The 12,996-nt window shown below is 68.7% G+C and carries 14 protein-coding genes and 1 tRNA gene; 4 read left to right on the top strand and 11 right to left on the bottom strand.

From position 1 onward, the window contains the following. Together MKK65_RS13880 and groES are read right to left on the bottom strand one after the other, a co-directional pair. Window positions 1–234: TCP-1/cpn60 chaperonin family protein (locus MKK65_RS13880; protein WP_279596705.1), on the bottom strand; the 234-nt coding region annotated here is incomplete at its 3' end. A 90-nt stretch (window positions 235–324) separates the two neighbouring features. Next, entirely contained in the window at window positions 325–612 is a 288-nt protein-coding gene (gene groES, locus MKK65_RS13885) for a co-chaperone GroES (protein ID WP_007565402.1), read from the bottom strand. Window positions 613–1,270: 658 nt separating this feature from the next. On the opposite strand from groES, the gene MKK65_RS13890 reads away from it, so the two are divergent. Both MKK65_RS13890 and MKK65_RS13895 read left to right on the top strand, forming a co-directional pair. Next, window positions 1,271–1,480 carry a cold-shock protein gene (locus tag MKK65_RS13890; protein ID WP_058195003.1) on the top strand — a complete coding sequence of 70 codons (210 nt, stop codon included), beginning with the start codon at window positions 1,271–1,273 and terminating at the stop codon, window positions 1,478–1,480. Between the two features lie 99 nt (window positions 1,481–1,579). Next, the gene (locus MKK65_RS13895; RefSeq protein ID WP_243958285.1) at window positions 1,580–1,942 is read left to right on the top strand and encodes a DUF6481 family protein; all 363 of its coding nucleotides are present in this window, start codon (window positions 1,580–1,582) and stop codon (window positions 1,940–1,942) included. 34 nt (window positions 1,943–1,976) lie between these two features. Here MKK65_RS13895 and MKK65_RS13900 read toward each other — a convergent pair whose 3' ends face one another. From MKK65_RS13900 to MKK65_RS13935, 8 genes are all read right to left on the bottom strand, one after another. Next, window positions 1,977–3,323, bottom strand: coding sequence for an LLM class flavin-dependent oxidoreductase (locus MKK65_RS13900; RefSeq protein WP_243958286.1), 1,347 nt, complete (start codon window positions 3,321–3,323; stop codon window positions 1,977–1,979). Between the two features lie 36 nt (window positions 3,324–3,359). Further along, complete coding sequence (locus MKK65_RS13905; protein WP_243958287.1) at window positions 3,360–3,899, bottom strand: cupin domain-containing protein; 540 nt, start codon at window positions 3,897–3,899, stop codon at window positions 3,360–3,362. Between the two features lie 32 nt (window positions 3,900–3,931). Then, on the bottom strand, window positions 3,932–4,894 hold the full coding sequence (locus tag MKK65_RS13910; protein ID WP_243958288.1) for an ABC transporter substrate-binding protein: 963 nt from the start codon (window positions 4,892–4,894) through the stop codon (window positions 3,932–3,934). Next, window positions 4,894–5,991 (bottom strand): LLM class flavin-dependent oxidoreductase, encoded by a 1,098-nt coding sequence (locus MKK65_RS13915; protein WP_243958289.1) that lies wholly within the window; start codon window positions 5,989–5,991, stop codon window positions 4,894–4,896. The genes MKK65_RS13910 and MKK65_RS13915 overlap by 1 nt, the downstream gene beginning before the upstream one ends. Before the next feature lie 463 nt (window positions 5,992–6,454). Further along, window positions 6,455–8,440 (bottom strand): family 2A encapsulin nanocompartment cargo protein cysteine desulfurase, encoded by a 1,986-nt coding sequence (locus MKK65_RS13920; RefSeq protein WP_243958290.1) that lies wholly within the window; start codon window positions 8,438–8,440, stop codon window positions 6,455–6,457. Continuing rightward, on the bottom strand, window positions 8,427–9,818 hold the full coding sequence (locus MKK65_RS13925) for a family 2B encapsulin nanocompartment shell protein (RefSeq protein ID WP_058195010.1): 1,392 nt from the start codon (window positions 9,816–9,818) through the stop codon (window positions 8,427–8,429). Before MKK65_RS13925 ends, MKK65_RS13920 begins: the two co-directional genes overlap by 14 nt. Before the next feature lie 430 nt (window positions 9,819–10,248). Continuing rightward, window positions 10,249–11,091, bottom strand: coding sequence for a serine O-acetyltransferase (gene cysE, locus MKK65_RS13930; protein WP_243958292.1), 843 nt, complete (start codon window positions 11,089–11,091; stop codon window positions 10,249–10,251). Window positions 11,092–11,119: 28 nt separating this feature from the next. Continuing rightward, on the bottom strand, window positions 11,120–11,311 hold the full coding sequence (locus MKK65_RS13935; protein ID WP_058195012.1) for a hypothetical protein: 192 nt from the start codon (window positions 11,309–11,311) through the stop codon (window positions 11,120–11,122). A gap of 308 nt (window positions 11,312–11,619) precedes the next feature. Here MKK65_RS13935 and MKK65_RS13940 point away from each other — a divergent pair, with 308 nt between their 5' ends. Beyond that, on the top strand, window positions 11,620–12,033 hold the full coding sequence (locus tag MKK65_RS13940; RefSeq protein WP_243958295.1) for a YeeE/YedE family protein: 414 nt from the start codon (window positions 11,620–11,622) through the stop codon (window positions 12,031–12,033). Further along, a complete protein-coding gene (locus tag MKK65_RS13945) occupies window positions 12,030–12,527 on the top strand; it encodes a DUF6691 family protein (RefSeq protein WP_243958297.1) in 498 nt (165 codons plus the stop codon). The genes MKK65_RS13940 and MKK65_RS13945 overlap by 4 nt, the downstream gene beginning before the upstream one ends. A gap of 256 nt (window positions 12,528–12,783) precedes the next feature. On the opposite strand, the gene MKK65_RS13950 is transcribed toward MKK65_RS13945, so the two are convergent. Beyond that, window positions 12,784–12,910, bottom strand: a tRNA-Arg gene (locus tag MKK65_RS13950). Between the last annotated feature and the right edge of the window lie 86 nt (window positions 12,911–12,996).

Below are 12,996 nucleotides of genomic sequence, written 5' to 3' on the forward strand. Positions count from 1 at the left end.
GGCCACTTCGCGCACCATCTGGGCGCCCATGTTCTCGAACTTGTCGGCGAGCTCGATCTCCTTGGCGACGGTGACGCCGTCCTTGGTGATGCGCGGGGCGCCGAAGCTCTTCTCGATCACGACGTTGCGGCCCTTCGGACCGAGCGTGACCTTCACGGCGCTGGCGAGCAGCTCGACGCCGCGCAGCATCTTCTCGCGGGCATCGACGGAAAAACGTACGTCTTTGGCTGACATGGAATGGCTCTTCTGTTGTCGTTCGGCCCCGAGGCACACCGGTGCGGGCGCCTCGAAGGGCTTGGGGAGCGTTGGTCCGGGCGGACGCCCTTAGGCGACGACGCCCATGATGTCGGATTCCTTCATGATCAGGAGGTCCTGACCGTCGATCTTGACCTCCGTGCCGGACCACTTGCCGAACAGCACGCGGTCGCCGGGCTTCACCTCGAGGGGATTGATCTTGCCGGCCTCGTCGCGCGCGCCCGGCCCGACGGCGACGACCTCGCCCTCCTGCGGCTTCTCCTTGACCGTATCGGGGATGATGATCCCCCCCTTGGTCTTCTCCTCGCCCTCGATGCGGCGGAGCACCACGCGGTCGTGCAACGGGCGAAACTTCATGTTTGGCATCCTGTTCGTCCCGCCTGCGGGCCTCGCGTCGACATGACGGAGCCTGGACGGGAAAGGCGGCGGCGGACCGAATCGCCCGCGCCGGGTCGACCGCTGTCTTAGCACTCAATGCGCAAGAGTGCTAACGCGTCTCACGAGCGATGGGCCGCAGACGGGGTTTTTCGCAGCGGCCCGTCCCCACGAGCTACCGGGAGCCGATGGAGGTCGCGCCGACAATTGCAACCCGAATCCCCACCTCAGAACCGGCATATGGTCGCGCGGGGCTCTGCAGTAGGCGGCGCCAAGATCTTCATTTCTAAACCAGAACAGAAGCGCAGAAAGATCGCGAACCATCGGCGCTGCGCATTGAATTTCTGAACGCCCCTTTTGTGATTGTGATTATCCCGCCGATGCGGTAAAGATCATAAATCGATCTTTGGCCAGATATTCGGCCGTCTCGCCACAACAGGGCGAGCGCTCTGCATCTCTCCCATTTTCGACGACCACGGACGGGCGCATGCCATGCACGCGCTCGCCCTATTCGATCGTCCAGCGTTCGCGGCAGGTGCAGCGCAACAGCAGCAGGCCCTGGACCTTTGTTACCGCATGATGATCTCGGGCGACCGGTCTCCGGTGTCTCGCATCATGCTCTAAAGCAGTTGGAATATTTATGAGCATCGGCACCGTTAAGTGGTTCAACGAGACCAAGGGCTTCGGCTTCATCCAGCCTGACGATGGCGGCAAGGACGTGTTCGTGCACATCTCGGCGGTCGAGCGCGCCGGCATGCGCAACCTGATCGAGGGTCAGAAGATCTCCTACGAGATGGAAACCGACCGTCGCAGCGGCAAGCAGTCCGCCGGCAGCCTTCAGGCCGCCTGAACCTCGCACCTCTTTCGAGGATGCGTTTCGAAGCCGTTCCCTGTGTGGAGCGGCTTCTTCTGTTTCTGATACCCGCGCTGCGGCGCGCGAGGAGTCTACGTGGGTCAATTCAAAGAAACGCAGCTTTCTGATCGTCTAGAGGCCGGCGCGAAGGCCAAAGAGGAGCGGCTGGCTCAGTTCCGTGCCCGTCCGGCGGCCGACGATCCGGCCGTCCTCGCCCGGCAGGCCGAGCGCCAGGCGGTCGCCGAGGCCCGCGAGGTGCGGGTGAGCGAGCGGGAAACGGCCCGCGCCGCCGCCGAGGCGGTCCGCGCGGCGGAACAACTCGCGGAGCAGGAGCGCGCGGCGGCCGAGATCGTCCGTCAGGCCGCCGAGAAGGTCGAGCGGCAGGCCGCTTTGGCCGCCGAGCAGAAGGCGACCCGCGACGCCCGCTTCGCCGCTCGCAAGGCCAAGGTGAAGCGGTAAGCACCGCGCGGAGCGCCGCCGACGCGGCTCTCCATCACGCGCGCCCCGGCGCCTCCGATGCAAAGAACCGGTTCGGCGGGCGCGGCAGGCCGAGATGGTCGCGCAGGGTCGTGCCGGCATAGTCCCGCCGGAACAGGCCGCGCCGCTGCAGTTCCGGCACGAGCGTGTCGACCACGTCGTCGAGCCCCTCGGGCACGAACGGGAACATCACGTTGAAGCCGTCGCAGCCGCGGCCCTCCAGCCATTCCTCCATCCGGTCCGCGACCTGGGCGGGTGTCCCGACGAAATGGAGCCCGGCATAGGCCCCGACCTTGCGGGCGAGGTCGCGCACGGTGGCGCCGGTCCGGCGGGCATAGTCCAGGATCTGCGCCTGGCTGGTCTTGCTGGCGTTGGTCTCGGGGATCTCGGGCAGGGGCGCGTCGAGATCGAAGCCGGAGGCGTCGACCCCGAGCCGCACCGACAGGTTGGCGAGCCCGCTGTCGGGATGGACCAGGTCGTCGAGGCGCGCCCGCTTGGCCTGGGCCTCGGCCTCGGTCTCGCCCAGGATCACCAGGGCGCCGGGCAGGATCTTCAGGTGCTCGGGATCGCGCCCCAGCGCCGGCATCCGGCCCTTCACGTCGGCATAGTAGGCCTGCGCGGCCTCCAGGGTGGAGCTGGCGCCGAACACCATCTCGGCGGTTTCGGCCGCGATCTGCTTTCCGGCCTCGGAGGCGCCGGCCTGGACGATTACCGGCCAGCCCTGAACCGGCCGGGCGACGTTGAGCGGCCCCTTCACCGTCAGGAATTCGCCCCGGTGGTCGAGGACGTGCAGCTTGCTGGAATCGAAGAACAGGCCGCTCTCCGGATCCATCAGGAAGGCGGCGTCGGCCCAGGAATCCCACAGGCCGGTGACCACGTCGTAGAACTCGCGCGCCCGGGCGTAGCGCACGGCATGGTCGAGATGCGCGTCGCGGCCGAAATTCAGCGCCTCGTCCGGGTTGCCCGAGGTGACGAGGTTCCAGCCGGCCCGGCCCTTCGAGATGTGGTCGAGGGAGGCGAACTTCCGGGCCACATGGTAGGGCTCGTTGTAGGTGGTCGAGGCCGTGGCGATCAGCCCGATCCGCGACGTGAGCGCGGCCAAAGCCGGCAGCAGCGTCAGCGGATCGAACGAGGTCACGGTGGCCGAGCGGCGTAGCGCCGCCATCGGCATGTTCATCACCGCCAGATGGTCGGCCATGAAGAAGGCGTCGAACTTCGCCGCCTCCAGCCGCCGGGCGAAATGCGTCAGGTGCTCGAAGTTGAAATTCGCGTCCGGATAGCCGCCGGGATAGCGCCACCAGGCCGTGTGGATCCCCACCGGGCGCATGAACGCGCCGAGATGCAGCTGGCGGTCTCGACTCATGGCTCTGCCCGATTCATGGCTGCGCTCCGCAGGTGCTCACGGGTGCTTGTGGATCGGGTCGACCCAGTGGACAGATTCGGGCCGCTCCACCGGCTCGACATCCGGGATGTTGACCACCACGGCCTCGTTGTCCGAGCGCACCAGCACGCAGTGCAGGGGCTCGTCCGTGGAGGCGTTGATCTCCTGGTGCGGCACGAAAGGCGGCACGAAGATGAAATCCCCCGGCCCGGCCTCGGCCACGTATTCGAGCCGCTCGCCCCAGCGCATCCGGGCGCGGCCGGAGACCACGTAGATCACGCTTTCCAGGGCGCCGTGATGATGCACGCCGGTCTTGGCGTCGGGCTGGATCGCCACCGTGCCGGCCCAGATCTTCTGGGCGCCGACCCGGGCGGCGTTGACCGCCGCCTGCCGGAACATGCCCGGGGTCTGCGCGGTGTTGCTGTCGAGCTGGTCGCCCGGGATCACCCGCACGCCGTCATGCTTCCAGCGCGCCGCCCCCTCCCCCGCAGGATGATCGTGATCATGGTCGTGCGTGTGGTCGTGGGCATGGGTATGGCCGTCGCCGGTGTCGTGCATCGTCAGGACCTCTGATCCGGGGGGACCGGCCATCATTGCACCGCCGCCGGGGCTTCGGACAGGGCTTGCGACGGGGCCTGGGAAAACCCCGTGTCGAAGATCGCCGCCGCCCGCGGGGCGCGAGCCTTCGGGATCAGGCCGGCGCGGACGTAGAGGTCGATGGTGCGCTGCTCGTCGGCGATCACGTCGGCGTCGATCGGCACGGTCCGGTAGCCGGCGCGGCCGAACCAGCGCAAAGGCACCGCCTCCGGCAGGCCGATCAGCTTCGACCAGACCTTCGCGTAAGGCGCCGGGTCCTTGAGCGCCCAGGCCCGCGCCCGGGCGAGGCGCGCGGCGAAATCGGCGAGGAGGGGCCGCTTGTCCGTCAGAGCGCTGTCGCGCGCCACCGTGAAAATCAGGCCTGGGGTGATGCCGTTGCCGTCCCGGACCACCCGGGTCAGGCCGGCGAGCTCCGCCGTGGAGGTGTAGGGCTCCCAGGTCGCCCAGGCATCCACGGACCCGGAGGCGAGGGCGATCTTGGCGTCCGCCGGCGGCAGGAAGCTGAACACGACGCTGTCGAACGGCAGCCCCGCCTCCTCCAGGGCCGCCAGCACCACCTGGTGGCCGATGGAGCCGCGGTTGGTGGCGATGCGCTTGCCCCTGAGATCCACCACGCTCCGGATCGGCGAATCCGGCGTCACCAGGATCGCCAGCCCGTCCTGCCGATTGCGGAACGCCATGAACGCCTTCACGGGCGCCCCGGCGGCGGCCGCGAAGGTGAACGGCGCGTCGCCGACCCCGCCCGCATCGATCGCCCCGGCGTTCAGCGCTTCGAGAAGCGGTGCGGCCGCGGGGAACTCGCTCCATTCGAGCCGGTAGGACAGGCCCTCAAGGACGCCCGCCGCCTCCATCAGGGCGCGGGCATTGCCGCGCTGGTCGCCCATCCGCAGCACGTCGTCCGCCCGGGCCGGCCCGACGGCCAGGAGGGCGACAAGAATCAGGATCGCGGCGCGCATCAGGCGGCCTCGGCGGCGCGGCCGCGGGCCGCGAGCGCGGCCTTGAAGGCCGGTAGCAGCTCCCGGCCGTACTGGATCGCGTCCTCCAGCGGATCGAAGCCGCGGATCAGGAAGGTGCGCACTCCGAGGTCGTGATAGTCGAGCAGCGCCTCGGCCACCTGCTCGGGCGTCCCGACCAGGGCGGTGGAATTGCCCGCCGCCCCGGTCTCGGCCGCGATGGCGGTGAACAGGCGCTTGTCGAGGCGCGAGCCTGCGGCCGCCGCCGCCAGCAGCCGGCGCGAGCCCTCGTTCTGCGGCGCGGCGGCCGCACCGACGCCCCGTGCCGCCCGGGCGGCACGGGTCCGGGCCAGGATATCCTCCGCGCGAGCCCAGGCCTGCGCCTCGGTCTCGGCCAGAATCGGCCGGACCGACAGGCTGAAGCGCGGTTGGCGCCCATGCGGCGCGGCGGCGTCTTGGACGCGCCCGATCAGCTCCCGGACCTGGGCCTGGGTCTCGCCCCACAGGGCGTAGGTGTCGGCGTGCCGGCCGGCCACCGCCAGAGCCGCCGGCGAGGCGCCCCCGAAATAGACCGGGATGGCATCGACCGGCTTCACCTCGGAGAAGCCCCGTTCCACCCTGTAGAACGCGCCCGCGTAGTCGAATGGCGCCGCGGCGGTCCAGCTCTGGCGGGCGATGTCCAGGAACTCACCGGTGCGGGCGTAGCGCTCGTCCTTGGTGAGGTGGTCGCCGTCCTGGGCCAGCTCCCGGTCGTCGCCGCCGCTGATCACGTGGATCGCGACCCGACCGCCGGTGAGCTGATCGAGGGTCGCGAATTGCCGGGCCGCCACGGTGGGCGCCGTGAAGCCGGTGCGGTGGGCGATCATCAGCCCGAGCCGCTCGGTGACGGCGGCGACCTGAGTGGCGAGCAGCAGGGCGTCCGGCGACGTCGAATGGAACGCCACCAGCACCCGGTCGAACCCGCCCCATTCATGCGCCTGGGCCAGGAGCTTCAGGTAATCCCGGTCGATCGCCGGACCTTGCGCCGGATGGATCTCGGAAGTGTGGCGGGGGGCGACGAAGCCGATGAACTCGACGGCCTCCGGGGACAGCAGACTCATGAAAGATCTCCGTGGCGGGGCCGGAGCGGCGATGGTTGCGGCAAGCCATCGAGGCCGACGACGGCTGCGGCGAGGGCCGCAAAGAATGCCAGGATGGTCTGCCCCTAGGCGCAGAGCGTCAACGAAAGCGTCTTTCGAAAATTTCGGGGACTAAAGAATAAGTCCCGCCGCAACCCGCGGAATACGAGAAGACCCTGCTCGCCAGGTGGTGGATCGCGAATGATTTCGCGTTTCCCGCATGCGTAGGCCCCAGGGCATCTCCCGACGAACCGCAGAACTAAGCCATCCACGACTCAGGTGGGTCCGACGACCACCCGAGCGAGTGCCAGCCGACGCACAGGGTCACCATCGCCTACGGCGCACTGCACACGCGAGAAACGCCACCGTCCAGAACAGGAAGACCGGCCGGACCTTTCGGGGTCCGGCCGGTCTTCGGTTCAGTCTGTCTCGTCGCGGGAACGGCTCAGTGTCGCGGCAGGCTATGCAGCGCCTTCAGGAACACGTCGACGTCGGACTTGGTGTTGTAGAAGGCCAGCGACGCCCGCACCGACTGGTCGACCCCGAACCGGCGCAGGGCCGGCAGGGCGCAGTGATGGCCCGAGCGCACCGCGATGCCGTGCGCGTCGAGATGGTGGGCCACCGCCTCGTTTTCCTGCCCCTCGATCACGAAGGACATCACGCTCGCCTTCTCGCGGGCCGTGCCGATCAGGCGCAGGCCCTTTACCTCGGCGAGGCCGGCCTGCGCGTAGTCCAGCAAATCGTGCTCGTAGGCGGCGATCGCCGGCAGGCCGATCCGCTCCAGATAGTCGAGCGCCGCACCGAGGCCGACCGCACCCGCGATGTCCGGCGTGCCCGCCTCGAACTTCTCCGGGGCGCCCTTGTAGACGGTCCGGGTGAAGGTGACGTCCTCGATCATGTGCCCGCCGCCCTGCCAGGGTGGCATCGCCGCGAGCAGGTGCGTCTTGCCGTAGAGTGCCCCGATCCCGGTCGGCCCGAACACCTTGTGCCCGGAGAAGACCAGGAAGTCGGCGTCGAGGGCCTGCACGTCCAGCGGCATGTGCGGCGAGGATTGCGCCGCATCGACCAGTACGGGCACCCCGTAGGCGTGAGCGAGCGCGATGATCTCCCGCACCGGGTTCACGGTGCCGAGCGCGTTCGCCACATGGGTCACCGAGACGATCTTCGTCCGGCCCGAGAGCAGGGCCGCGTATTGTTCGAAGATGATCTCGCCCCGGTCGTTGACCGGGATCACCCGGATCGTCGCCCCGGTGGCCTGCGCGAGCAATTGCCAGGGCACGATGTTGGCGTGGTGCTCGATGGTCGAGACGATGATCTCGTCCCCCGGGCCGATATTGGCCCGGCCGAAGGAATTAGCGACGAGGTTGATCGCCTCCGTGGTGCCGCGCAGGAAGACGATGTCGTCCTTCGAGGGCGCGTTGAGGAAGCGGCGCACCGCCTCGCGGCCGCCCTCGAACAGGTCCGTGGAGCGCGCCGCCAGGGTGTGGGCGGCCCGGTGGATGTTCGAGTTGTGCCGCCCGTAGAACTCCGAGGTCGCGTCGATCACGGCCTGCGGCTTGTGGGTGGTGGCGGCGTTGTCGAGCCAGACCAGCGGATGGCCGTTGACGCTCTGGTGCAGGGCCGGGAAGTCTCGGCGGACATGCTCCACGTCGAACGGCGCCGCCACCGGGCTCGACCCCTGCGCCGTCAGCCGCGGGGCGGGACCCGGATAGCGGGCGGGCTCGACCCGGGGACTGGTCGGCGCCTTGCGGGCCGGGCTCGGGCCGGCATTCAGGAAGTAATAGTCGGAGACCGGCGCCTCGGGCGCCCGGGACAGGTGCCCGGTCCGGGCGAAGCTTTCCTGGGCGACGTCACCGCCGGGCCGCGACGGGTCGGCCGGCACCAGTTGCGGCGCGACCGCGTGCGCGAAGGCGTTGGCCCGGGGATGATCCCCGGCGACCTGGCGGTGCAGGTCGGGACCGCCCGGGAAGGCCGTCGGCGCGTTCGGGAACGCGAAGTCCGGCAGGACCGGGCGCGGGCTCGCCGGATGGACCGGCGGGATCGCGGCCACGTCGAAGAAAGCCGGGCTCGCGGGGGCGTAGTTCGGCACGGTCGGGCCGGTGAGGCCCGGCACGCCGAGGGCTGGCCCGCCGAACGAGCGGGCCGCGAGTGTGGAGCCGTCCGGCTGCAGGCCGGAGGGTTGCCCCCCCGCCGGAACCGAGGGGGTCCCCGTGGCCGCGCTCGGGAACGGGGCGCCGCCCGGTCCCTGAGGCAGGCCTTCGAGGGCCTGCGGGACCTGGGGTCCCGCGGGCAGCGTCGGGGCGAGGGGCTGGCTCGCGGCCTGCCCCTGCTGGTAGATCTCGCGGGCGAGGCGCCCGATGAGATCGCTATGGGCGAGCTCCGCCGGGCTCGCCTCCGGTCGACCGAAGGCCAGTCCCTCAGGCATAGTCATGGTAGTTGCCGAGGAGGACGTTATCGAGGCGGGCGATCGCGTCCTCGACCAGCACGGCGGCCGAGAAGTAGCGGGTCACCAGGTGCGAGGCGATCGAGTGATCGTTGGTGCCCATGTAGCGCACCGACAGGCCGGGCTCGATCTCGCCGGTCACGCCCGACTTCTGCAGGCCAACCACGCCCTGCTCGCCCTCGCCGACGCGCAGCAGCAGGATCGAGGTGGTCTCGGCGCCAGTGACCGGATCGATGTCGATCGGCAGCTTGTCGCTCGGCACCAGCGGGACGCCGCGCCAGGTGATGAACGGCGCGCCGAACAGATGGACGACGACCGGTGGCACGCCGCGGCGGGTGGCCTCACGGCCGAAAGCCGCGATGGCGCGCGGATGCGCGACGAAGAAGGCGGGCTTCTTCCAGACCAGGGTCAGCAGCTCGTCGAGATCGTCCGGGGTGGGCGGGCCGCCGCGGGTGGGGATGCGCTGGCGCGGGCCGACCTCGTTCAGGAGGCCGAACTGCGAGTTGTTGAGCAGCTCCCACTCCTCGCGCTCTTTCACCGCGTCGACGGTGAGGCGGATCTGCTCGCGGAGCTGATCGATCTCGTTCGAGTAGAGGTCGGTCACCCGGGTATGGGTGTTGAGGATCGTCTGGATCGTCGACAGGTGATACTCGCGCGGATGCGATTCATAGTCGACGAAGGTGGTCGGCAGGCGCGGCTCGCCGGTATGAACCGCCAGCAGCTCGATGCCTTGCTCGCCATGGGAGCTGGTATGGCCCTTTAGCCGCTCCTGCTCGTCCCGGTACTGGGCGATCTTGGCGCGGATCTCGTCGTTCTCGAGGGCGTCCGGATCGAGGGTCAGCAGGGTGACGGCCGAGAGCGCCTTCACGGCCGGGGTGGGTGCGCCCGCGCCGAGCAGGTCGGTGTCACCGAAATAGTCGCCCCGGGTGGCCAGACCCTGCCGCAACCGTCCCTTGTAGGGGCCCGAGAAGGTCAGCTCGACCGTGCCGTCCGCCACCACGGTCAGGCTGCGGGTGCCGGCACCCTCCTCATGGATGATCTTGCCGGCCTTGTGCCTGCTCTCGGTGAAGCGCTCCGCAATCTTCGTCAGCTCGGCATCGCCCAGGCGGCTGAACAGCGGCACGGCCCGCAGCGAGGCGGGACGGATCGCCCGGTCCTTGTGCTCGGTGACGAGGTCGACGCGGCCGGGGCGGGCCAGAACGACGGCGCGGCGGTTCACGCGGTAGACGCCGCCGGCAACGTCCACGAAGGGCAGGAGCCGCAGGAGCCAGCGCGGCGTGTTGGCCGCGTTCTGGACCGACGTGACGGTGGCTGTCGCAAGATTGCGTGCCGCCGTGGCGCTCACGCTCAGACCCGGTCCACTCATCGTTCGTCCTCTTTCTTCTCAATGATGGGCGCGCCGCATCGGCCCGCGTCTTCGCGAGCTGCCACGCAGTCGATACGGGCTGAGCGCAAGATTAAATGGGTGTCGGCAGGATCAGATGACCGCGCCGCCCTGCATAAGATTCGATTTGTCGTGCAGACCCATGGTCGTCCGCCGCTGCGACACTAACGCGACACTGTGACCGCCGCTTCCGCGATCCAGCAAATCCAAGGTAATCTTTGATTCCTCACTCGGTCAACGAAACTATTATTCTTATTTATCTGTGTTTTGGGAAAAGCACCGCTGAAAAACGCGCTCACCCTAGGAAAATATCAGCGCGATGCTTCATTCTGAGAGAATTGCATTCTCCATGAGCCGCAGATCCTCAAGGATCGGCGACAAACCTAACAGAGAAAAATTTTCCTTGCCGGGATCAGATCCCGTCCCCGAAGCCGAAGGACTGGTCCATGGTCCGTGCGGGCTCCTCGCCGGCGGCAAGGCGCGAGACCACGCGGGCGGGCACGCCCGCCACGGTGGTGTGGGGTGGCACGTCGTGCAGCACCACGGCGGCGGCGGCGACCTTGGCGCCTTCGCCGACGCGGATGTTGCCGAGGACCTTGGCGCCGACGCTCAACAGGACCCCGCGCTCGACCTTCGGATGCCGGTCGCCACTCTCCTTGCCGTTACCGCCCAGCGTCACCGACTGGAGGATCGACACGTCGTCGGCGACCACCGTGGTCTCGCCGATCACGACCCCGGTGGCATGGTCGATGAACACCCCCGAGCCGATCCGGGCAGCCGGGTGGATGTCGCAGCCGAACACCTCGGAGATGCGACTCTGGACATGCAGGCTCAGCGTCGCCCGGCCCTGGTGCCAGAGCCAATGGGCGACCCGATAGGCCTCCAGTGCCGCCAAGCCCTTGTAGAACAGGAACGGATCGAGATAGCGGCGGCAGGTCGGGTCTCGCTCGCGGATGGCGATCAGGTCGCGGGCGGCATTCGCTCCGGCATGGGGATCCGCCTCGAAGGCGGAGAGGCAGAGATCGCGCATCGACAGACGCGCGAGGTCGCCGTCACCCAGACGGTGGGCGAGGCGGTACGCGAAGGCCTGGGCGAGGCTGCGCTGGTCCAGGATCGTCGCCTGGATGATCCCGGCATAGAGCGGCTCCTCGACCAGCACGGCCTCGGCCTCGGCGCGGAGTTCGGCCCACAGGTCGCCCTCGACGGTGCCGCGGCCGGAGGTGCGCGGCGGCGGGATCGCGGCCGAAGCGGTCACGTCCGGAGAGCCCGATTGATGCGCCGCATCAAGGCACCAGCTCGAACAGGTCGGCCAGATAGCGTTCGAGCGTCTCATGCCCTTCGAACTTTACGTCGACCGTGGCCGAGTGGTCGCTCTGCTGGTGGATGCCGACGATCCGCCCCCGCGCATGACGCCAGATCCCCAGGATCTCCGCGAGGTCGAGCCGCTGGAACACCACCTGATCACCTTGCGCCATCGTCGCTGAACCTTTCGCGCTGTCGTCGTTGCGAGGGCCGATCCTGCCGACCCGATTCTGGTGTCCGAAGCGGAGCCGGCGAGGCACCGAGCCGTCCCGGGAATGCCCTTCCGCCCGGCCCGCATGGGCAGAGAAGGTTTCGTTCGCGGATTGCCCCGGGAGGAGCATGATTTTCACTAAAGCACTGAATTCGCTCGATAATTGACCGATTAACGGCGTTTGGCAAGGCTTGTTCCGCGAAAGCCCCGGCGCTAACCCGACAGCCTGGGACCGCGGGGGCGACCCCCGATTCGCGACGCGAGACCGCCATGAACCCCTATCTTCCACCCCTCGCGGGCGGCCTGCTGATCGGCCTGTCGGCCGCGATGCTCCTGTTGTTGAACGGCCGGATCGCCGGGATCAGCGGCTTGGTCGCCGGACTCGGTCGGCCGGGAAGCGCGCGCTGGCTCGCCGACGCTGCCTTCGTACTCGGCCTGATCCTCGGGCCCCCGGCCTTCGCGCTGCTGGCCGGACACTGGCCCGAGATGCGAATCGCCGCGGGCCTGCCCGCCCTGGCGTTCGCCGGCCTGCTGGTCGGCTTCGGCACCCGTCTCGGATCCGGCTGCACCTCCGGGCACGGAGTATGCGGGCTCGCCCGGCTGTCGCCGCGCTCGATCACGGCGGTGCTGGTCTTCCTCGCCACCGGCATGCTGACGGTCGCGGCCCTGCGGGTGCTGGCGTGAGCGCGGCCCTGCGCAGCCTGGCGGCCCTGGCCGCGGGCCTCATCTTCGGGCTCGGCCTGGCGCTCTCGGGCATGCTCGACCCGGCCCGGGTGCGGGGCTTCCTCGATGTGGCGGGCGCCTGGGATCCCAGCCTGGTCTTCGTCCTCGGCGGCGCCGTGACGGTATCTAGGCTCGGCTACCTTTTGAGCCGGCGCCTCCGCGGCCCGGTGCTGGATACCTGGTTCGACCTTCCGGCCCGGCACCGGATCGATGCGCCGCTAATCCTCGGCGCCGCCCTGTTCGGGATCGGCTGGGGCGTGTCGGGCTTCTGCCCCGGCCCTGCGGTAGCGGCGCTGTCGACGGCCGCGGCCCCGGTCCTGGTCTTCGTCGTCGCAATGCTGGTCGGCATGGCGCTCCACGGCCTGCTGCCGGCAGCGCCGATGGAACGCTCACGCAGCATCGGTACGGCCGGTGGATCCGGGAATCGCCGGGCGCGGGGATCGGCCTCGACGTGACCATCAATCTGTGATCGCAGCAGCCCCGGGGACGGAGACAAGACGCTCCAGCCCTGGCGGCGGCTTGTTGCAAGGGCGCAGCGGAGCCCGGCGCTCGAAGCAGCGGCAGCCCTCGAAGCGAGCAAAGACTATTTCGACCCTGGAAAGCCGATGCGATTAAGGATGAATGGGTATAAGCAGCACAGCGCCTGATCTACCGCACCGTTTAACAACAACGGCCCGCGATCATGGCTGAATGTATTGGTTCACAGAAAGATGGCGCGCCCGAAAGGATTCGAACCTCTGACCCCCAGATTCGTAGTCTGGTAAGCCGGGATAACAGCACCGAACAATCCCGGACAGAATTTCGATCCCAAAGCACTGTCATCGCTTGGCTTTTGCGCCAGACAATACCACAATGGCTAACAGCGCCGAACGCTCCTTAACGGGCGTTTCGTGATACCCTGCTGTTACCCGGAGGGCGAAGTCT

It is taken from the genome of Methylobacterium sp. J-001 (assembly GCF_022829565.1).
GTDB lineage: Bacteria > Pseudomonadota > Alphaproteobacteria > Rhizobiales > Beijerinckiaceae > Methylobacterium.